Annotated in this window: 17 protein-coding genes; 8 read left to right on the top strand and 9 right to left on the bottom strand. The window is 43.5% G+C overall.

All coding sequences use genetic code 11. The annotated features are described in order from the left end of the window. Positions 1-37 precede the first annotated feature (37 nt). The 4 genes from DZ860_RS09315 to DZ860_RS09300 all read right to left on the bottom strand — a co-directional run bounded on the left by DZ860_RS09315 (position 38) and on the right by DZ860_RS09300 (position 6,145). Positions 38-3,109 (bottom strand): error-prone DNA polymerase, encoded by a 3,072-nt coding sequence (locus DZ860_RS09315; protein WP_120030658.1) that lies wholly within the window; start codon positions 3,107-3,109, stop codon positions 38-40. A gap of 82 nt (positions 3,110-3,191) precedes the next feature. Beyond that, complete coding sequence (locus DZ860_RS09310; protein WP_120030657.1) at positions 3,192-4,592, bottom strand: Y-family DNA polymerase; 1,401 nt, start codon at positions 4,590-4,592, stop codon at positions 3,192-3,194. 2 nt (positions 4,593-4,594) lie between these two features. Next, on the bottom strand, positions 4,595-5,272 hold the full coding sequence (gene imuA, locus DZ860_RS09305; RefSeq protein ID WP_120030656.1) for a translesion DNA synthesis-associated protein ImuA: 678 nt from the start codon (positions 5,270-5,272) through the stop codon (positions 4,595-4,597). A gap of 132 nt (positions 5,273-5,404) precedes the next feature. Next, a complete protein-coding gene (locus DZ860_RS09300) occupies positions 5,405-6,145 on the bottom strand; it encodes a YciK family oxidoreductase (RefSeq protein ID WP_120030655.1) in 741 nt (246 codons plus the stop codon). Positions 6,146-6,397: 252 nt separating this feature from the next. Here DZ860_RS09300 and sohB point away from each other — a divergent pair, with 252 nt between their 5' ends. Then, positions 6,398-7,459, top strand: a complete 1,062-nt coding sequence (sohB, locus tag DZ860_RS09295; protein WP_120030654.1) for a protease SohB — start codon at positions 6,398-6,400, stop codon at positions 7,457-7,459. Between the two features lie 236 nt (positions 7,460-7,695). Here sohB and rrtA read toward each other — a convergent pair whose 3' ends face one another. Then, complete coding sequence (gene rrtA / locus DZ860_RS09290) at positions 7,696-8,238, bottom strand: rhombosortase (protein ID WP_120030653.1); 543 nt, start codon at positions 8,236-8,238, stop codon at positions 7,696-7,698. 3 nt (positions 8,239-8,241) lie between these two features. Between rrtA and DZ860_RS09285 the strand changes: the two genes are divergently transcribed. Beyond that, positions 8,242-8,865 carry a tRNA-uridine aminocarboxypropyltransferase gene (locus DZ860_RS09285; RefSeq protein ID WP_120030652.1) on the top strand — a complete coding sequence of 208 codons (624 nt, stop codon included), beginning with the start codon at positions 8,242-8,244 and terminating at the stop codon, positions 8,863-8,865. A gap of 94 nt (positions 8,866-8,959) precedes the next feature. On the opposite strand, the gene DZ860_RS09280 is transcribed toward DZ860_RS09285, so the two are convergent. The 4 genes from DZ860_RS09280 to DZ860_RS09265 all read right to left on the bottom strand — a co-directional run bounded on the left by DZ860_RS09280 (position 8,960) and on the right by DZ860_RS09265 (position 13,083). Beyond that, entirely contained in the window at positions 8,960-9,529 is a 570-nt protein-coding gene (locus DZ860_RS09280) for a C40 family peptidase (protein WP_243641837.1), read from the bottom strand. 271 nt (positions 9,530-9,800) lie between these two features. Beyond that, positions 9,801-11,120: an anti-phage deoxyguanosine triphosphatase gene (locus DZ860_RS09275; protein ID WP_120030651.1), complete on the bottom strand. Its 1,320-nt coding sequence runs from the start codon at positions 11,118-11,120 to the stop codon at positions 9,801-9,803. 44 nt (positions 11,121-11,164) lie between these two features. Further along, on the bottom strand, positions 11,165-11,749 hold the full coding sequence (gene yfbR, locus DZ860_RS09270) for a 5'-deoxynucleotidase (protein WP_120030650.1): 585 nt from the start codon (positions 11,747-11,749) through the stop codon (positions 11,165-11,167). Between the two features lie 119 nt (positions 11,750-11,868). Further along, entirely contained in the window at positions 11,869-13,083 is a 1,215-nt protein-coding gene (locus tag DZ860_RS09265; RefSeq protein WP_120030649.1) for a pyridoxal phosphate-dependent aminotransferase, read from the bottom strand. Positions 13,084-13,301: 218 nt separating this feature from the next. Between DZ860_RS09265 and DZ860_RS09260 the strand changes: the two genes are divergently transcribed. The 6 genes from DZ860_RS09260 (at position 13,302) to menE (ending at position 20,506) form a co-directional block, all read left to right on the top strand. Then, positions 13,302-14,609, top strand: a complete 1,308-nt coding sequence (locus DZ860_RS09260) for an isochorismate synthase (RefSeq protein WP_120030648.1) — start codon at positions 13,302-13,304, stop codon at positions 14,607-14,609. 2 nt (positions 14,610-14,611) lie between these two features. Further along, entirely contained in the window at positions 14,612-16,321 is a 1,710-nt protein-coding gene (gene menD / locus DZ860_RS09255) for a 2-succinyl-5-enolpyruvyl-6-hydroxy-3-cyclohexene-1-carboxylic-acid synthase (RefSeq protein ID WP_120030647.1), read from the top strand. Then, positions 16,311-17,105 carry a 2-succinyl-6-hydroxy-2,4-cyclohexadiene-1-carboxylate synthase gene (menH, locus tag DZ860_RS09250; RefSeq protein ID WP_120030646.1) on the top strand — a complete coding sequence of 265 codons (795 nt, stop codon included), beginning with the start codon at positions 16,311-16,313 and terminating at the stop codon, positions 17,103-17,105. Before menD ends, menH begins: the two co-directional genes overlap by 11 nt. Before the next feature lie 17 nt (positions 17,106-17,122). Beyond that, on the top strand, positions 17,123-17,989 hold the full coding sequence (menB, locus tag DZ860_RS09245) for a 1,4-dihydroxy-2-naphthoyl-CoA synthase (RefSeq protein WP_120030645.1): 867 nt from the start codon (positions 17,123-17,125) through the stop codon (positions 17,987-17,989). Positions 17,990-18,128: 139 nt separating this feature from the next. Beyond that, entirely contained in the window at positions 18,129-19,115 is a 987-nt protein-coding gene (gene menC / locus DZ860_RS09240) for an o-succinylbenzoate synthase (RefSeq protein WP_120030644.1), read from the top strand. After that, positions 19,115-20,506 (top strand): o-succinylbenzoate--CoA ligase, encoded by a 1,392-nt coding sequence (gene menE, locus DZ860_RS09235; protein ID WP_120030643.1) that lies wholly within the window; start codon positions 19,115-19,117, stop codon positions 20,504-20,506. The genes menC and menE overlap by 1 nt, the downstream gene beginning before the upstream one ends. Positions 20,507-20,582 lie beyond the last annotated feature (76 nt).

Below are 20,582 nucleotides of genomic sequence, written 5' to 3'. Positions count from 1 at the left end.
TTGTTTATCATATATGGGCTAGAACCATTCATTAGAATTAATGGAAATCCCGTGAATGGGTTTGGAGCCCAGTGAGCTTATCGGTTATATCTTCCAATCGTCCCGCTATGACATGTGTGACCTCTCCTTCTTTCTCAAGAATACCACTCACTTTCAATATTTTTGCGGTAAGGTAGGCCTGTTTTTGGGCTCTAGCTGTGGCTTGCCAAACTACGACGTTGATATTCCCAGTATCATCTTCTAAGGTAAAAAACGTGACACCAGCGGCTGTTCCCGGTGATTGTCGACCAGTGACGACGCCAGCGACGGTCACTAAGGATTGATGTTGTTTAGTTGCTAAATCACGCATACGGGTAAATCGTCCCAGCTGCCCCGCTTGTTCAAGTAATGATATTGGGTGATGAGAGAGAGAGAGCCCTGTTGCTGCGTAATCTTCAAGCAATGTCTGTGCTGAATTTGGTATCGCTATAGGTTCATTTACTTGCTCTTCTATGTGTTGAAATAGAGGTAAATCAGAGAGTGAGTCCATCATTGACCAGCGAGTTTGATAGCGATTGTTGGCAATAGCGTGCATGGCGTTTGCTGAGGCGAGTAGCTCAATGTCTCGACGATTTAAGCCGATATGCTTAATTTGACTTGGGTGAGTAAAGCCGGTTTCGCCTCGAGCTTTAATCAGTTGTCGGCACCCATCAGCGCTTAAGCCTTTTACTTGCTTAAACCCAAGTTGAATCATTAGTTTGCCCTGATTTGGTATAACTTGGTGTTCATACAAAGATTGATTTACACAGACAGGTAATATTGTAACGCCGTGTCTTTGAGCATCTTGTACCAGTTGTGAGGCGCTGTAGAATCCCATAGGGAGACTATTGAGAAGCGAAGTATAAAAAGCTTCAGGGTAATAATATTTCAACCAAGCAGAGCAATAAGCGAGCACGGCAAAAGAAGCTGAATGACTTTCTGGAAAACCATATTCTCCAAATCCTAATATTTGGTCGAAAATGCGTTCCGCAAAGCTGATATCGTAGCCACGATCTAACATCCCCTGGGTTAGTTTTGACTTAAATTTAATTAAATCGCCATTCTTTTTCCAAGCCGCCATTGCACGGCGAAGTTGATCGGCTTCTCCTCCTGAAAATCCGGCTGCGACCATCGCAAGCTTAATTACTTGTTCTTGAAAAATAGGGACACCCATAGTGCGAGAAAGGACCTGTTTCACTTCCTCCGAAGGATAATCAATCGGTTCTTCACCATTACGACGCTTCAAAAATGGGTGCACCATATCGCCTTGGATTGGGCCCGGTCGAACAATCGCAATTTGAATCACAAGGTCATAATAGCTACGAGGCTTTAATCTTGGCAGCATACTCATTTGGGCGCGAGATTCGATTTGGAAGACGCCGACGGTGTCTGCTTTTTGAATCATACGATAGACATTGCTATCGTCCTGACGACGAGTAATGTCAGCGATTGTCAGAGTATGACCATGGTGTTTTTTGATTAAATTAAAGCATTTTCGAATAGCGGTTAGCATTCCTAAGGCCAGAACATCAACCTTAAGTAGTGCAAGGCTTTCCAAGTCGTCTTTATCCCATTGGATCACGGTACGATCCGGCATGGAGGCGTTTTCAATCGGCACCAATTCGTACAAAGGGCCGGATGAGATAATAAACCCTCCAACATGTTGTGAGAGGTGGCGAGGAAAACCCATAATATCGTTCACCAAGGCGATGAATTGTTCACCTTTGAGTGAATCGGGTTGTAAGCCGAGCTGAACAATTTGGGCTTGCCACCCAAGGGCTCTATCACGACGATTAACGTTTTTAATGAAGTAATCCAATTGCACTTCATCAATACTCAATGCCTTACCAACATCCCGCACCGCACTTTTGAAGCGATAGGAAATCACGGTTGCCGCTAAGGCGGCCCGTTCACGACCATACTTTTGATAGATATATTGAATCACTTCTTCGCGGCGTTCATGCTCAAAATCGACATCAATATCAGGTGGCTCGTCACGTTCTTTACTGATAAATCGTTCGAATAAAACTGAGATTTGCCTTGGATCAACTGAGGTGATTTCTAAGCAGTAACACACTACAGAGTTAGCGGCAGAGCCACGGCCTTGGTACAAAATTTTTTGCTGTTTAGCAAACATCACAATGTCGTGAATGGTCAAAAAATAAAAAGGGTAGTGGAGCTCTTCGATTAACTGGAGCTCTTTATTAATAATCTCATTGATGCTTTCAGGTACCCCCTCAGGAAACCGAGTTTTTTTACCTTGAGAGACTAATTGGCGTAAGTACCCCATTGGTGTTTCACCATTGGGGATCAGTTCACTCGGGTATTCATATTTTAATTCACCTAGGCTAAAAGCACATTGCTGAGCGATATCTACACTTGCTTGTAACCATTGAGGTTTAAATAACGCGCGAAGTTTCTCTGTACTGCGTAGCGTACGTTCGGTATTTGTCAGTAAGTGAGCCCCGATTTTATCAATGCTCTTGCCATACTTAATGGCGGTTAAAGTATGTTGTAACGGTAAACGAGTCGCAGTGTGCATTAGAACGCCACCACAGGCAGTGATAGGCATTTGTAATTCATGTGATAACGCTTCGCAGTGCTCTACGTAGTTTCTATCGTTAGTGCCTAAATGACGCTGTAGACCAATCCATAAACGCTGCGCATGATGCTGGTGGAGCCAATGCCCCCATTTTTGGTCACTCTCTTGGTGGCAGGGTAGCCAAAGCAGCAAGCAGTGCTGTAAAGACATTAAATCCCATTCAGAAAGTTGATAGTGTCCTTTCTCTGAACGTCGACGTGCATTGCTGATGATTCGACACAGCTCAGCATAAGCTTGTCGATTGGGGCAAAGGAGAACCACTTGGCATTGTGAATTAAGCCAAAACATACTGCCGATGATTAGCTTGACACCGAGTTGATGGTTTTTAATGGCCGTATACGCCCGAACCACTCCTGCGACAGAGCACTCATCGGTGATCGCCAAAGAGTGATAGCGTAAAAAATCGGCCTGCAAAATCAGTTCTTCAGCGTGTGAAGCCCCAGTCAAAAAAGAGAAATTGGTTTGGCAAAATAATTCGGCGTATTTCATAGGGTCTGTTTCACAAGCTTCATCTTATAAGGTGCATGTCATAGAGTGCAGTTTGTCTCATGGAGTATGTGTTATCAGAGACTTAACTAAATTGGCCATGTAGGAACCAGCGTTTTTCTTGATCGCGAAATATCCACAACCAACGACCTGTATGGCTACGTGCAATAAAATAATCGCGCACGATGTCACCGCCATCCCACCATCCGGTCACAAAGCGTTCTGGTCCTTGTACGATAGATACCGTTTCATGCAGGGGTTGCGGTGTCGGCAGAATAAATGCTGGGCGTGTTCTATGGGGATTGGGCTTAGTCGCAATAATTTGGCTCGGGTCGCAGAGCTGTGTTGCGCGTTCAGGACGAGGGTCGTCTGAAAGGGCGACTTTATGCACCTTGTCTTTGCCAATTTTTGCTTGCAGTAAACTAATTAACTCAAGTTCACTTTGCTGCCCTTGAGGACCGTTAAAAATATCATTGCTGGTGGACTCTAAGTCCCCACTACGAATAATGTTTAGGGTTAAACCTTGAACTGGAGCCTCCAGTTTGATGGATTCAAGCGTAAGTTGACATAACCGCCACCACTGGCTGGCTTTGTAATCTCCACAGGCAGAAGTGAAATTGATTTTCCCATCCGTATGATCTCTTTGATGCAAGGTTAGTTCTAATTCATAAGCGACCTGATTACGTAAGGTTAGAAATAGCTCTAACTTATTGAGCTGTATCATCAACGGCTTTTCTAGCCATTGGATGTTTTCAATTTCAAAGAGTAATTCTAAGTAATGTTTGAATTTTTCAGGAGGGTGATAAAAGGTCACCGGATGCTTAAATTGCCCCATTAGTCGCCCGACATAATTAACCAAATCAATATCAAAACGACGAGCGATATCTTGCATTGGTAAACTTAATAACTCATGGATGTTTTGAACGCCAACTCTTGCTAGAGCTTCAACCTGTTTTTGTTCTAACTCTGTTGCTGGTAGCGGGTATGGGTAAAGAGCGGTGATAATTTGTTCTTTATCTTGTGACAGTAAATTCGCCGCTGATTTTGCTAGCAACATCGCTGAATAAGGTGAGAACCCACTAGAGTAGCCGTAATGAATATTCAATGTATTAAGGTGTGTTTGCAGCGTTTTCCAGTATGCATCTAGTCCACCATATAAGCTGAGCATATTAGTGACTTTAAGTAAAAGACCATGGGGCGGAAAAAGTGCAATATCAGAGGTGATCAAATAAAGCCATTGAGCAATGTCAGTGAGGATGAACTGTTCCTGCTTTGCGTCATAAGGATGGACTTGTAGCGAATGACATAGTGCGCTCGCACAGCCAAGGCCCATACCAATTTGTATGCCTTGTTGTTCTGCTTCGGCATTGCATTGTATTACCTGAAAATGCTTGCTATCAATGATCACGGTTGCTTGTGTTTTTTGTTCAGCAAATAGCGCATCCAACTGCAAAGCAGGGAAGTGTAAGTAGATCCACAATGTCATATTTAGCCTTGTTTTCGCAGAGGGAAAGGGATCACTACCGGATCAGGTTTTTGAATCGATAGGTGTGGCCAGCGCTGACTCATATCGAGCACAAAACTACCTCGAGACCAACCGCCTTTACGTTTAGTAATCGTGACTTCAAGTCCTTGCGGGTGAGGGGTTAGCGTCATGCTTAAATTGACAGGCAAAGAGAATAAGCTTTGCTGCGGTTGCTTAAATAAAAAATGTAGGCAGCTTCCGGTTTCACTGGCGACTTGTAAACGTCTTGCTTGGTGAACTTCCAGCTCTGTTTGCCACAGCATTACATTACTGCAAGCGCCACTTTTTAGGCATTGTTCAGCAGCCCATAGAGCATGTTGGGCGCTATCAGGATAAATAAGCAGTACTTGGTTGTGATCTAACTTTTCAGTGGCGAGCATTTCGGCACAAAGATAGCCCGGAGGTCGAATGAACACACAAAGTCTGCCGTCATTATTCTGGGTTAAATGTGGTAACAATAAACGTAACTCACCAATCCCCGATGTTGTTTGGAGTTCAATAACACCATGCTTAGGAAAACCGCCATCGAGTTTTTGATCGAGTAGGGCAAAGCCTGTGGAATAGTGATGTTGAGGCTCGTGAGGCATTTTACCTTGCCAGAGCCATTGTTTCTGTTTTAGCTGTTCAATCAATTCATACATGAGCAATTCATACACAATTATACTGTATATTTAAACAGTGTAATTTATTGAGCGAATAGTGCAATAGAAACCAATAAAAAACGCCTTGCGAAATAGCAAGGCGTTGATAGCAAAAAGAATTAAAAATAAGCCTTAACGAGGCTGGGCATCAATACATTGACCGTGTACCTGTTTACCCTCTTCCGCCATCAAATAGACGTAAAGCGGGATGATATCGAGTGGTGTTTTTAACAGGTCAACATCTTCCGCAGGGAAAGCACTTGCACGCATCGCTGTACGAGTCCCGCCTGGATTAATCGCATTGACTCGAACAGTCGTGTCGCTCAGTTCGTCAGCCAGTACTTGCATCATGCCTTCTGTTGCAAATTTTGATATTGAGTACGTGCCCCAAAAAGCACGGCCCTCATGACCCACTGTTGAGGAAGTAAAGACAAGACGAGCGTCTGGCGATTTTTTCAGCAAAGGTAATGCGGCTTGTGACAGTAGAAATTGTGCTTTTACATTAACTTGCATGACATCGTCGTAGCTGTCTTCACCGATTTGCTCAAATGGGCTAATCACGCCAAGCAGTCCTGCATTATGTAAAACACCATCTAAGCGACCAAATTGAGCTTCGATCGTTTCAACCATATCAATGTAATTTTGTTTACTCGCCCCTTTCATATCTAAAGGGATGATAGCTGCTTCAGGATAGCCAGCTGCTTCAATTTCATCATAAGTGGCTTCCAGTTTCTTAACCGTTCGGCCGAGTAAAATAACTGTAGCGCCATGCTGAGCGTAAGAGAGAGCCGCTTGTTTACCGATACCTGCGCCAGCACCAGTAACTAAAATAACTTTACCTTGTAAGGTATTGTTAGAGACAGAGTAATTCACCTATGCTTCCTTATTTTTTTGCAATCTATACATCTTGAGCTGTTATACCCAAGTAACCTGCTCCACTGCAACGTTAAACAATGCGGAAATTGATGATTGTCGCATTGCTTTGTTTTCTTTGAATTAAAGTCTGTAGTCAGACTCTGAATCCTGCATATTGGAGTCATTTGGGTATATCAGTATGTAATTTACTTTAAGTCTTCATGACAAGGTGGTTACAATACAACAATTAGGACATTAGGGGATATCACATTGGAATTTTTGTTAGATTATGGCCTGTTTTTGGCCAAGATTGTGACCGTAGTGATCGCATTGGTTGCGGTTTTAGTAATTGTGAAAAGTGTTGGCGGGAAAAGTGGCGCAGCGAAAGGCGAATTAGAAGTCACGAACTTAACTGAGCAGCACAAAGAGACTGTCGAGCAACTTGAGCACTACTTACATGATGACGCTTTTTTAAAGGCTCGTGACAAAGCTGAGAAAAAGAGTGCAAAAGAGAAAAATAAAGCGCGCGATAAAGAAATTAAAAAAGCGGCAAAAGAGGGTGAACTCGATACTCAACGTGAAGCTCACTTATTCGTTTTAGATTTTAAAGGCAGTATTGATGCGAAAGAAGTCGCGTCATTACGAGAGGAAGTCACGGCAATTCTTGCGGTTGCGCGTGAGGGTGATGAAGTACTGCTGCGCTTAGAGTCTGGTGGCGGTATGGTTCATGGTTACGGTTTGGCCTCTTCACAACTGGATCGCATAAAATCAGCAGGTCTACCTTTAACGATTGCCGTGGATAAAGTTGCCGCAAGTGGTGGTTACATGATGGCATGTATTGCCGATAAAATTGTATCAGCACCGTTTGCTATCGTCGGCTCTATTGGTGTCATTGCTCAGCTACCTAACTTCAGCAAAGTGCTGAAGAAATACGATATTGAATATGAGCAATTAACGGCGGGTGAATACAAGCGTACTCTGACCATGTTTGGTGAAAATACCGATAAAGCGCGTGATAAATTTAAGCAAGAGCTTGAAGAAACGCATGGTTTATTTAAAGACTTCATTCGTGAACGTCGCCCAGCATTGGATCTTGAGAGCGTAGCAACAGGTGAACATTGGTTTGGTACTCAAGCGCACAAATTGGGCTTAGTGGATGAAATCAAAACGTCAGATGATCTTGTTGTCGAAGCGTGTAAAGAGAAAACCGTACTGGCTATTCACTATGTAGAGAAGAAAAAGTTAACGTCTAAACTGGCTGGTCTAGCGGGTGAAGCTGCGGATAATGTACTGATGAAATTGATTGATCGCGGTCAGCGCCCAATCGTTTAATCTTTTATTAATACCAATCAGGATAAGTAAGTGGTCAGAAAATTGCGCAAGGAAAACCGCTTAGAACTAGGCGCAGATTGCCGCTAACTAGTTATTCTAATTACAAAATCTGCAACAACGTTATCAGCGATTTTAATCAGCAAGAATGATCAAAGACTTATGCTGATTGGTATAAGTACTTCATTGAAGCAATGCAGAGAGCCTAATCCAATAGGCTCTTTTTTTATGTTTAAAGTTTAGAACTTGGTTTTCAGTTTACTAAGGATAGCCAATCCAACTCCCCCTAATGCACCAAAGAGATGAGCTTCTATTGCGACATGAGCTTGAATAAGAGCTTGAGTTGATGCAGCAGGGCCGACAGTCCATTCCCAAACAAGCTTTACTATTAGCCCGAGTACGAGCCACCAACTGCTTCTTCGGCCATTTAACGCTTCGTTTAAAGCGTAGTAGGCAAATATGCCATGAAGTACACCAGAGAGGCCCACATAGCTTGTCATATGTGTTGTGAAATTGGCGAAACCAATTGCGAGACTGGTTACAAATATGACCAAAGCCAGTGAACGGGCACTAGGCCTAAAGATAAACGCCATGATCCATAAACCGGCAAGATTCATAGCAAGATGAGGATAGTTGGTGTGAGTAAAGTTTCCTGTTACGATGCGCCACCATTGTCCATCTGAAATCAGCCCTCGGTGCCAATTTGCCCAAGACGCGAATGGTTCTATTTGTAAGCCGAAGCAGGCTACACTGATTATCAGTAGAAAAAGAATTAATTGCACACTATGTCTCGTTATTGTTCTTGTTGTGAAAAATCGCTCAAAGCGTGTATTTGTAAGTGGATTGAATGCTTACCCTCAGAGGTCGAGCTGATCATTTTACAGCATCCGAGTGAAAGTAAGCGACCAAAGGGTACCGCACCTATCTTGACGTTATCACTGCCCTCAAGCCGGTGCTTTGTGGGGGAGGACTTTTCACAACATCATGAACTGAATTTGCTACTCAGCCAAGACGGTTATAGCCATTATTTATTGTATCCGGGAGAACTATCTCAGCCCGTCGATGCTCTATTGGCAAAACAATCGCAGTCATCGTCGGATGAGCAGATTAAAATGCGAGTGATTCTATTAGATGGCACTTGGAAAAAAGCGTACAAAATGTGGCAGCTTTCTAGCAACTTACATCAATTACCTCAAATAAAGTTACCAGAAAACTTACAAGGTAATTACCGTATCAGAAAAGCACCTAGTGATAATAGCTTGTCGACCGTCGAGGCGGGTTATCACATTTTATCTTTATTACAGCCAGAGCAAAATTATCAGCCTTTGCTAACGGCTTTTGAAGAGATGATTCAGTTTCAGATTGATCAAATGCCTCAAGGTGTATTTCAAAAAAATTATTTGGATTGAAAATACGCTTGAACAGTTTCATGACAAGGCTTGCCATCAATAGGCAGGCCTTTTTAGTATTTGGTTTTCTAGTTTCTAGTTGTATCAACTGGAACTACATGCGCACAACAGTCAGGAAGCGTTTCGGATAGCCGCTTTTGTAGTAGTCGGTTTCACTGACGCCAAAGTGCTTCTTGGAAGAAGAGCTGTGAATAAATGAGAGCTTGCCGTCACCCACTTTCGTGATGATTCCAGCGTGTCCGGGTTTGCGAATCTTAGGATTCGTTCCGGTAAATATAATCAGATCGCCCACTTGAGCATCATTAATTGACACTTTGTTGCCATACAGACTTGGGTAGTGTGCCGTAGTGCGTGGGATCTTGATATTGAACTTATGGTAAACGTATTGAATGTAACCAGAACAATCAAAACCTTGTCTCGGAGTTGTTCCTCCCCAAACATAATCGGTGCCTAAGTATTGGCGAGCAAAGTTGATCATCTTTTCGGTTTTTTCGTCATCTTCTTTTGATGAAGAAACATCGGCGGCGTTGGCTTTTGGTGCGGTTTGGGTTTTCGCCGGCTTATTGGTATTCAACGTCACAGTGGTTTCCTGCTGAACAGGAATTGAAGAGCAAGCGGCCGACAGTAACGCGATAGGAATAAAAAATAGTGGCGATGATTTCATAAAACTCATTTGTTTCTGTATTTAAAATGGGAGCTAATGGTATAAATTAGCGTCATAAACTAACACGATTGTGCGCGAAAATAACTTAATTAGCGGCTATTTTGAACAATCATCGGCATTGATGTTGTTAGTAAACTTTACAGAAAACAACGTTTCATTCCTGATACTTTAAGCTAAGTTGATGAAAAAAAGCGCCTTAAGGCGCTTTTAAAGTTCAGATTGATATGAGCTGAAAGCGAAATGAATTTAGAGCGAGAGGAGCAATAATCCATTAACCGTGTGCAGAGAAAAGCTGCTGGTGGAGTCGTTTCGCATGGCCATCCGTCATTGAAGATATGTAATCGGCGATCACTCTCATACCTTGCTGATTTGGTTCTTGCTCTGCCCACAGCTGTCTTGTCGGCAAAGGAAGTAAGCGTTCAGGATCAGCACTCAGCGCTTCGAAGATGTCCATAATAACTTGCTGTCCTTTGTATTCGGTGACTTGAACTTCTGGCGCTTGAATCACGTACTGACTAACGAATTGCTTTAGAATATTGAGCGCATTGTTCATGCTAGGTTCGAGATAGGCATTAAATGCCAATAGCTCACTACGAAAAGGAGCATCAACTGGTTTGAGAGAGATACTGGTTAATAACGCATTCACAATGCCACCAATGGCATCTTTGCGCTGGTGGTGTGTCCCCGAAAATAACATGTCGCTGATGGAGGCAATATGTTGTTCAAACCAAGCATCACCACATTCTGCAAGTTGACTAGCAGCGGCTTCAAGCCACTGGTTACGATTGACAAGACCGAGCACAATCGCATCTTCTAAATCATGAACGCCATAAGCGATATCATCAGCGAGTTCCATGATAGAGCAATCAATCGATTTAAAGCGAGTTTTTCGATGTTGTGTGGCTTCGACTTGCTCATCGCGCATCTGACTAAAAAGACGTCGGTCTTCGCTATAAAGAGGATCGAGAACCCAGTCAAAAAGCGCTTGATCACAATCGTAGATCCCTTTTGCTGGAGTCCAGTCTTTGGCGCGTAATTTTCGTTGATGAGTCACCGCTTGGGGTTGCTCTTGTGAACGAGTTTGACTAATCAATGCAGGATACTTGATTAAGCCTAGCAAAGTGCGACGCACCAAGTTCATACCAAAATGTTCAGTATAAGGCTCAAGCTTAGTCACGATACGAAACGTTTGGGCGTTACCCTCGTAGCCACCGTGTTCACGCATCATATAGTTTAGAGCCGCTTCACCACCGTGGCCGTATGGCGGGTGGCCAATATCATGGGCGAGGCATAAGGCATCAATAAGACTTTCACTTGGCAGTAAGTCGCGAAATTCAGGTTGTTTTTTCTTTATTTGCGCCACAATTCCCGTGCCAAGCTGAGCTGCTTCCAGAGAATGGGTTAACCGAGTTCGGTGAAAGTCGTCAATACTGGTGTCGTGGATTTGAGTTTTGGCTTGAAGTCGACGAAAAGCCGCAGAATGTAGGATTCTGGCGCGATCACGTTGAAAAGGGCTGCGATGATCATCGCGGCGTAATTTGTGTTCATCATCGTGGCGCTCTTGCCACTGTGGGCTGATATCAAATGGCACAAACTCATTCCTATTTTAGAATTACGCTCTTAAGTTACAGCGCGTTAGCTCATTTCGTCTAGTGATAATTCGAAACTTGGCGCGAAAGTCGTTAGGAAATACTCCATTTCATCGGTATGTCTTTCTTTGAGAGTGATATCCAAACGCTTTTTAGCCAATGCATATTCGTGATTACCAGCACTGAGTTCTTCAAGGCATTTTAGATAAGCACAGATTGTATCCGCTTGCTTTACGATTGCTTCATCTTCTTGGTGTGCCGAGTGAGACAGTAAGTAAGGGGCAAAATCTTCCTGAAACTCTTCCGGTAACATAGCCAGCAATTTACGCTCAGCTGCTGCTTCAATTTTCTTATATTCTTTGGCAATTTCTGGACTGTAATATTTTACGGGAGTCGGAAGATCCCCCGTCAATACCTCACTGGTATCATGATACATACCGAGTAACGCGATACGTTCAGGATTGAGTTTTCCGCCAAATTTCTTATTTTTAATTAGCGCAAGTGCGTGGGCGACAAAAGCGACCTGCAAGCTATGCTCTGAAATATTTTCAGTTGAAATAGAACGCATTAATGGCCAACGTTGAATGAGCTTCATGCGGGCAAGGTGAGCAAAAAAATGACTTTCTTCCATGGTCTGTTCCTAAAGCGAGACAAATCTTACCGTAAGCTTATCGTAAGATGGATGTCTAAAAACGAAAAAGGGCACTCGACTGAGTACCCTTTAAGCATATGGAAGTTCTTGGCGAATTACTACTGACGGTAAGTCGATAAGAAACGTTCAAATCGACCGATGGCCGTTTCAAGATCTTCAATGTGCGGTAAAGTCACAATACGGAAGTGATCGGGTTTTGGCCAGTTAAAACCTGAACCTTGAACCAAAAGCACTTTTTCTTGTACTAGGAAATCAAGGACCATTTTTTGGTCATCCTTGATGTTGTACATCTTAGTGTCAATTTTTGGGAACAAGTACATAGCGCCTTTTGGCTTCACGCATGAAACACCAGGAACTTGGTTGATCAATTCCCATGCACGGTTACGTTGCTCCAACAAACGTCCACCAGGTAGCAGCAGTTCATTAATGCTTTGGTAACCGCCTAGAGCGGTTTGAATCGCATGTTGCATCGGTACGTTGGCACATAAGCGCATTGATGAGAGTAACTCAAGGCCATTGATGTAACCTTGTGCTTGCGCTTTAGGTCCAGTTAGGAACATCCAACCACCGCGGAAGCCACATACACGGTATGCTTTTGATAGACCATTAAAGGTCATCACCAAAACATCATCCGTTAGTGTCGCAATAGATGTGTGTGTCGCACCGTCATACAATACTTTGTCGTAGATTTCATCGGCAAAAATGATCAGTTTATGCTTACGCGCAATCTCAATCACTTCTAACAAGAAATCACGGCTATATACCGCGCCTGTTGGGTTGTTTGGGTTGATTAAGACAATACCACGAGTTTTCGGCGTGATTTTACTTTTAATGTCATCAAGGTCAGGATACCAATCTGATTCTTCATCACAGATATAGTGAACCGCTTTACCACCAGAAAGGGCAACAGATGCAGTCCAAAGTGGGTAATCTGGTGCCGGGATCAGCATTTCATCGCCATTATTTAGCAATGCTTGCATCGACATTACGATAAGCTCAGAAGCGCCATTACCGATATAGACATCTTCAACATCTAAAGAGCGAATGCCTTTCTTCTGATAATACTGAACGACGGCTTTACGCGCAGAGTAAATACCTTTGGAATCACAATAACCTTGCGATGTTGGCAAATTTCGGATGACATCGACTAAAATTTCGTCAGGGGCATCGAAACCAAATGGGGCTGGGTTGCCGATATTCAGTTTTAGAATTTTATGCCCTTCTTCTTCCATGCGTTTAGCATGTTTGAGTACAGGACCCCTAATGTCGTAGCAGACATTATCGAGTTTTGATGACATCCCGATATTTTGCATTGTGTAAGACCTAAAAATAATTTAATTTCTTTATTAAACTACACCAAAATAGGGTTTGTTAGAATAAAAAACTATCATTGTGCGTTTTTTTTCGAATAGATGGCGAGGTCGCTATCACAGGATTTTGTAAAACATTGAGTGTGGCCTTGATTTGCACCATGTCTATAAATAGAGTACTCACATTATTTGAGTAATGATCTCAAGCATACGAGGTTGATTTGTCACATTTTCATCAAGCTATTACTGAACTTATTGAACGCGTAAAGGATGCAAAAGATGGGGTGACTCGTCTAGTTCAAGTTCTTGAGGAAAAGCCTGACTTTAGTTTTATTGATTGGTTGGATTGTCAGCCAATATTTCCTAAGTTCTACTGGCAGTCCCGAGACACTCGAGAAGAGGTTGTCGCGTTGGGCCAATTGCACACCTTTACTGACCCTGCCCCCGCTTATGCCATTTTAGCGGACGATCAGAGAATTTGGGGTGGGCGCTCTTTCGATGGTCACACGGATAAAAATCGTCGCTGCATGGCTTCTTTTTTCTTCTTACCGCAAATTGAATTGATTCGATTCGATGCGAGTTGGACTCTTGCGGTCAATTTAACGACCGACAAGCAGCGAACGTTGGCTAGCCTGAAGAATATTCAGAAAGAGATTTCGCCTTTAATGCCAGTGTCAGCACACATGGATTCAGTCACCCATATACCGCAAAAAGCGCAATGGAATGAATTGGTCGAAAAAGTGCTGGATGGTATTGAGCAGGACAAGTTTAAAAAAGTGGTATTGGCTCGCCAAACGACGGTTGATCTAGATCGTACCATTCATGCAGCTCAATTATTGAAATCGAGTTATCTGCATAATCACCACAGTTTTCATTTCTTGCTGGCTCTCGATGAAACAAGAGCGTTTATGGGGTCAACACCAGAACGCCTTTACTTACGTCAACAGCAAGAGCTATATACCGAGGCATTGGCGGGAACGATTGGCCGAGGTAATAACGCTGCTCAAGATTTAGAGTTAGCGAATTGGTTGGCACAAGACAGTAAAAACTTGAATGAAAACCAATATGTAGTTGATGACATTATTGAACGCCTGACGCCTTATTCTGACACTGTACGAGTAGAATCAGAAGCTAGACTGATTCGTTTGCGTAAAGTCCAGCATTTAAAGCGCAATATCCATGCTCATTTAGATTCGGGCATTAATGGTGTGCAGTTATTGAGTGCGCTTCAACCAACCGCTGCAGTCGCCGGTTTACCGCGCGAAGCCTCAATGGCCTTTATTCAGCAACATGAACCATTTGCTCGCGGATGGTATGCCGGTTCTATGGGTTTTATTAGCCACCAACGCGCGGAGTTTTGTGTTGCGATTCGCAGCGCTCAAGTGACGGGGCGGCGTGTTCAATTCTTTGCTGGCGCTGGAATCGTTCCGGGCTCTGTCGCTGAGCATGAATGGCAAGAATTAGATAAAAAGATGTCGACACTATTATCATTGATTTCAGATCATCCACCTTTAGGAGTCGCGTCGTAGTGATGAATCATGTTGCGGTGAATCATGCAGTCGTGAATCGAATCTGGAGCCAAGTCATATTAGAAGAGCTGACCCGTTTTGGTGTGAGTGATATCTGTATTGCTCCGGGGTCTCGTTCTACGCCTTTGACTTTAGAAGCCGATGCCAATATCAATTTGACCATGCATACCCACTTTGATGAGCGAGGATTAGGTTTCTTAGCATTGGGGTTGGCGAAAGCGAGTCAAAAACCGGTGGCGATTGTCGTTACATCGGGAACGGCGGTTGCAAACCTGTTACCTGCCATTGCTGAAGCTAAATTAACTGGCGAGCGGTTGGTTGTATTGACTGCGGATCGTCCTGTTGAGTTACTCAGTTGTGGCGCGAACCAAGCTATTTTACAACAAGGTATTTTTTCGCATCATGTGACCGCGAACTTAGACCTACCGAGTCCATCACTGGATGTACCGTTAAAGTGGTTACTCACTTCTATCGATCATGTGATGCATCAACAGCGGGTTAATGGTTGTGCTATTCATATTAATTGCCCATTTCCCGAGCCGCTGTATAGCGGTGAAAGTAAAGTCATTTATCAATCGTATATTGATGCGGTAAATCCATGGTGGCAACAAGATAAAATTTATAGTCGCCAAACAATGCCAACATTGGCGATTGATCTTAGCGATGTAGATTGTTCGAAGCGCGGTGCGATTCTTTTAGGTAGTGTCACTCTTGAAGACGCTCGATTAGCGTTGCAACTAGCTACGCAGCTAGGTTGGCCAATATTGTGCGATCCGCAATCGGGAGTGAGCAGTGATTGGGCGTATTATGACGTATGGCTGCAAAATGAATCGTACCGTCAGCAATTTGACCAGTGTGAGTTGGTTATTCAATTGGGCTCTCGGATCGTCTCTAAGCGTCTAAATCAATGGATTCAATCTCAAGTAGAGAAAGGCGACGTGGATTATCATTACGTTGCGCCAAGTCGAGACCGTAATAACCAAGATCATCTACCTCAGAATCACCATGTTGCTGTGATTTCAGAATGGGTAGCGCAAGGTCTTGGTTTGAACTTAACTTCTGCTATGACTGGCTGGGCTGAACCATTGCAGAAACAACTAGCACCAATGCGAACATTGATTCATCAGCAGAGTCAGCATTCACTGAGTGAAATTGCATTAGCGACACTAACCGATACACTGCCAAGCGATGTTCAGGTGTTTGTTGGAAACAGCTTATTCGTCCGTTTATTGGATATGTTTGGTACTTGGGATGGACGTGAAGTGTATAGCAATCGGGGTGCTTCAGGCATTGATGGTTTGATTGCGACCGCAAGCGGTGTTATTCAAGCGAAACAACAAGCGACGGCGATTTATATTGGTGATACATCACTTTTATATGATGTGAACTCACTAGCGTTGCTCACTCATATCAAAACTCCAGTGGTGGTGATTGTGACCAACAATGATGGCGGCGCAATATTTGATTTATTACCGGTCCCAGCAGAGCAAAAGCAAGCCTTATATCAAATGCCGCATGGGTTTGATTTTGAGCATGCTGCTAAGCAATTCCAATTGAGTTATACCAAACCACTGTCTATCTCTGACTATGTTGATTGCATTGAACAACATTTTACATCGGGCAGTGGTGCGTTGGTGATAGAAGTTCAAACCCCACCAGAACAAGCTTCTCAACAGTTAAAAGCTTTGGTACAAAAACTCCATGCTCTATAGTCGTTCTTACCACGCTCAGTCAACTCAGTATCAACCTGTAGTGGTGTTTTTACACGGTTTGTTGGGCAGTGGTGAGGATTGGCTCGGTTGTATCCAAAACTTAAAGGGTACGCCATGTATTACCATTGATTTGCCAGGGCACGGTCAGAGTCGACAGATAGATTGCAGCGATTTTTTATCGTGTTGTAAGCGCATCGAAGAGACATTACTACAACATATTAATTCAGATACGCCTATCCTGTTAGTGGGTTATTCAATGGGGGGGCGTATTGCGATGTCAGGTATTGCACTTAATTATTTCCCCTCATTAAACATTCAATACTTAATCGTGGAGGGTGGGAACTTTGGATTGTCGAGCGAATTGGACAGAAAAAAGCGCTATCAAAATGATCAAGCGTGGGCAAAGCGATTCACTTCAGAGCCAATTGAGCACGTCTTAAGCGATTGGTATCAGCAATCTGTTTTTTCTTCACTAAACCATGAGCAAAGACAAACCTTAACTACCAAGCGTAGTGCTAATCTAGGCGCCTCAGTTGGGCGAATGCTACTTGCGACATCGCTAGCCAAGCAAGAATATTTGTTAGAAGCGATGCTCGAGAAAGGGAGCAAAACGCATTATGTTTTTGGCGCACAAGACGAAAAATTTCGCCAGATGGCAAAGCGAAGTGGTTTGTCTTATAGCCAAGTAGCCAATGCAGGGCACAATGTTCATCATGAACAACCGCTCGCATTTGCTAACATTATAAAAAATCAATTTCAGACTCACTTTGGTGAGCAATCATAGAACCAACAGGAATCACCATGGCAAAGACAGTCGGTATTTCAGAACAAGAACTTTACGCACCCGCTACTTGGATTGATTGTAGTGCTGATTATGAAGATATTCAGTACCACAAATCGGAAGAAGGTATTGCAAAAATCACTATTGCGCGCCCTCAAGTGCACAATGCATTTCGTCCACAAACTGTGAAAGAAATGATCAATGCGTTAGCAGATGCTCGTTATGATGAAGGTGTTGGCGTTATTATTCTTACTGGTCTAGGTGAGAAAGCGTTCTGTTCTGGTGGTGACCAGAAGATTCGTGGCGACTACGGCGGCTATCAAGATGATTCAGGTACTCACCACTTGAACGTATTAGATTTCCAACGTCAAATTCGTACTTGTCCAAAACCAGTGATTGCAGCTGTTGCAGGCTGGGCTGTGGGCGGTGGTCATGTATTACATATGATGTGTGACTTAACTATTGCAGCAGAAAATGCTCAATTCGGTCAAACTGGACCAAAAGTGGGTTCATTTGATGGTGGTTGGGGTGCGTCCTACATGGCTCGTATCGTAGGCCAGAAAAAAGCACGTGAAATCTGGTTCCTTTGCCGCTTCTACGATGCTCAAGAAGCTCTAGATATGGGGCTAGTGAATACTGTTGTACCTCTTGAAGACTTAGAAAAAGAAACCGTTCGCTGGTGTCGTGAAACACTACAACACAGCCCAATGGCATTGCGTTGTTTGAAAGCAGCACTGAACGCTGACTGTGATGGTCAAGCGGGCCTACAAGAACTTGCTGGTAATGCAACAATGATGTTCTACATGACGGAAGAGGGTCAGGAAGGCCGTAATGCCTTTAATGAAAAACGTCGTCCAGACTTTAACAAATTTCCACGTAACCCATAGAACTTGCGCTGATTAACGAACGTATGAATGATCATCACTGGTGCTGCACGTTAAGTAAAACGGGTGTCAGTGATGTTTTTCGTATTCAGCAAGTGAACAACAATAATCACAATAAAACAATTGGCGTAGGGAACTCTTTATGAAATCAGTCAAGCTTTATCGTTATTCGCTACCGATGGATAGTGGCGTGATATTGCGTGATGAGCGCTTGAAAGAACGTGAAGGCTTTATCATTGAATTGAGTGAGAATGGTCAAATCGGACGTGGTGAAGTTGCACCATTGCCCGGCTTTAGCCTGGAAAGTGGGGAAGAAGCTTTCTCTCAATTAGTGGAGCAACTCGCCCTTTGGCAATGTGGTGCCACACTTAATTATGATGAGTTATACCCATCAGTGGCATTTGGCTTGTCGATGGCGAATTTAGAGTTACAGCAAGGCTTACCACAAGAGGGTATTTACCAAGCTGCACCACTTTGCTCTGGTGATCCAGATGAACTTATTCCTAAACTGGATAAGATGCAGGGGTTAAAGATTGCCAAGGTCAAAGTGGGTCTGTATGAACCTATTCGTGACGGTATGTTGGTGAACCTCTTTTTAGAGTCCATCCCAGATCTTCACTTACGTTTAGATGCAAACCGAGCTTGGACGCCAGAAAAAGCACGTAAGTTTGCACAATACGTTGCCCCATCACGTCGTCATCGCATTTGTTTTATTGAAGAGCCATGCCAAGCACCCGGCGATAGTTTTTCTTTTGCTATCGATACCGGTATTGCAATTGCTTGGGATGAAACACTACAACATGCCATTCGTAAACCAGACTTTAAGTTGGACGATTTTAATGGTGTTAAAGCGATTATTATTAAGCCGACGCTCATTGGGTCTGTTGAGCGTTGCTGCGCTTTGATTGATAAAGCCAAAGCATTAGGAATTAAAGCAATTTTCAGCTCAAGTCTTGAATCAAGCTTAGGTTTAACGCAATTGGCTCGACTTGCGCATTGGCAACTTCCCGACGAAGTACCAGGGCTGGATACTATCGGGCTGTTTACTCAGCAGCTAGAAGTGCCTTGGCCGGGGTGTGAGCTACCGATTGCAAAATTGTCTGATCAGGCGTTGATTTGGCAAGCCTAATGAATCGGTCTAAATCACCATTGAATCAATGGGCGCATTTGCGCCCATTTGCTATTGCGCTGCGAACTCCTGAACGTAATTTTACTTGGGAAGAGTTACGTGACTCAGTCAATCAAGTTGCTTTAGGGTTACTACAGCAAGGTGTTGTTTCTGGCAATATCATCACGTGTGTGGGAAAAAATAGCCCTGAGTTAGTGCTGATGTATTTAGCATGCTTAGAAATAGGCGTGACTTGCGCTTTGACGATGCCTCAACCTAAACAGCAACTGTTGGATAAGCTTGAAACGCTATACCGCTCAGATGAAAAGACGTTTGTTTGGTTGGTATCTGAAGAGCAAAATCTATCAGATTTGGCAAATTTGCACTTTGACCGTACTGAGTATCAAGCATCGAATCTTGTCTCGCATTATCATGCTCAACAATTAGCATCCGTTATTTTTACCTCAGGTTCGACAGGAACGCCAAAAGCTGTGGCACATACCTCTCAACAGCATTTTGCTTCCGCCGATGGCTTATTGCAGCAGTTTGTTTATCAAGCAGATGATTGTTGGCTCCTAAGTTTGCCTATGTATCATGTTTCTGGTTTAGCGATTATCTATCGCTGGCTATGGAGTGGGGCTGCTTTAAAAGTTGGGACTGGGGAGCTAAGTCAAGATGTCCACAATGTCACACATGCTTCGTTAGTCGCGACACAGCTGTCACGTTTACTTGAAACCAAGCAAGCGTTAGATCTTAAACGCGTATTACTTGGTGGAAGCCATATTCCACTTTCACTGGCACAAGCCGCGACGGATCGGGGCATTGAAACTTGGCTTGGATATGGAATGACAGAAGCGGCTTCAACCGTCACGGCCAAACGGATTAATAGTCTTGAAAGTGCTGGGCGACTATTGGCCAATCGCGAGATTAAACTCGTCGATCAACGTATCTATATTGCAGGTGAAACGTTAGCGAAAGGCTACCTTTACCAAGGTCAAATTACACCATTGTGTGATCAATCAGGTTGGTTTGATAGTAAAGATCTTGGGCAGTGGATTGAGGGTGAGTTGCAGATCATTGGGCGAGCAGACAATCAGTTCATTTCTGGCGGTGAGAATATACATTGTGAAGAGATTGAACGGGCATTGAATCAACATACCGCGGTGATACAGAGTTTGGTGATCCCAATAGCAGATGAACGTTATGGTGCGCGTCCCCTCGCTTTAGTGCAATCGACTTCAGATTTAGAAGATCTTGCATTAGCCCAATGGCTTTCAAACCGCCTAGTTCGCTTTAAAGTTCCAGACGTGTTCATCGCTATGCCTAGTACTCTATTAGGTAGTGGTATTAAACTTTCTCGACACGCTGCAAAAGAGTGGCTCAAACAGTCAACCAACTATCAGGTTATTTGATAGATCAAAATAGTCTTTTTCACCATATAACGCCAATGCATAATGACTATGTATTTGGCGTTATATGGATATAAAA

Source organism: Vibrio sinensis (genome assembly GCF_003605645.1).
In the GTDB taxonomy this organism is placed as follows: Bacteria; Pseudomonadota; Gammaproteobacteria; order Enterobacterales; family Vibrionaceae; genus Vibrio; species Vibrio sinensis.
This window is presented reverse-complemented; position numbering and strand designations above follow the sequence as displayed.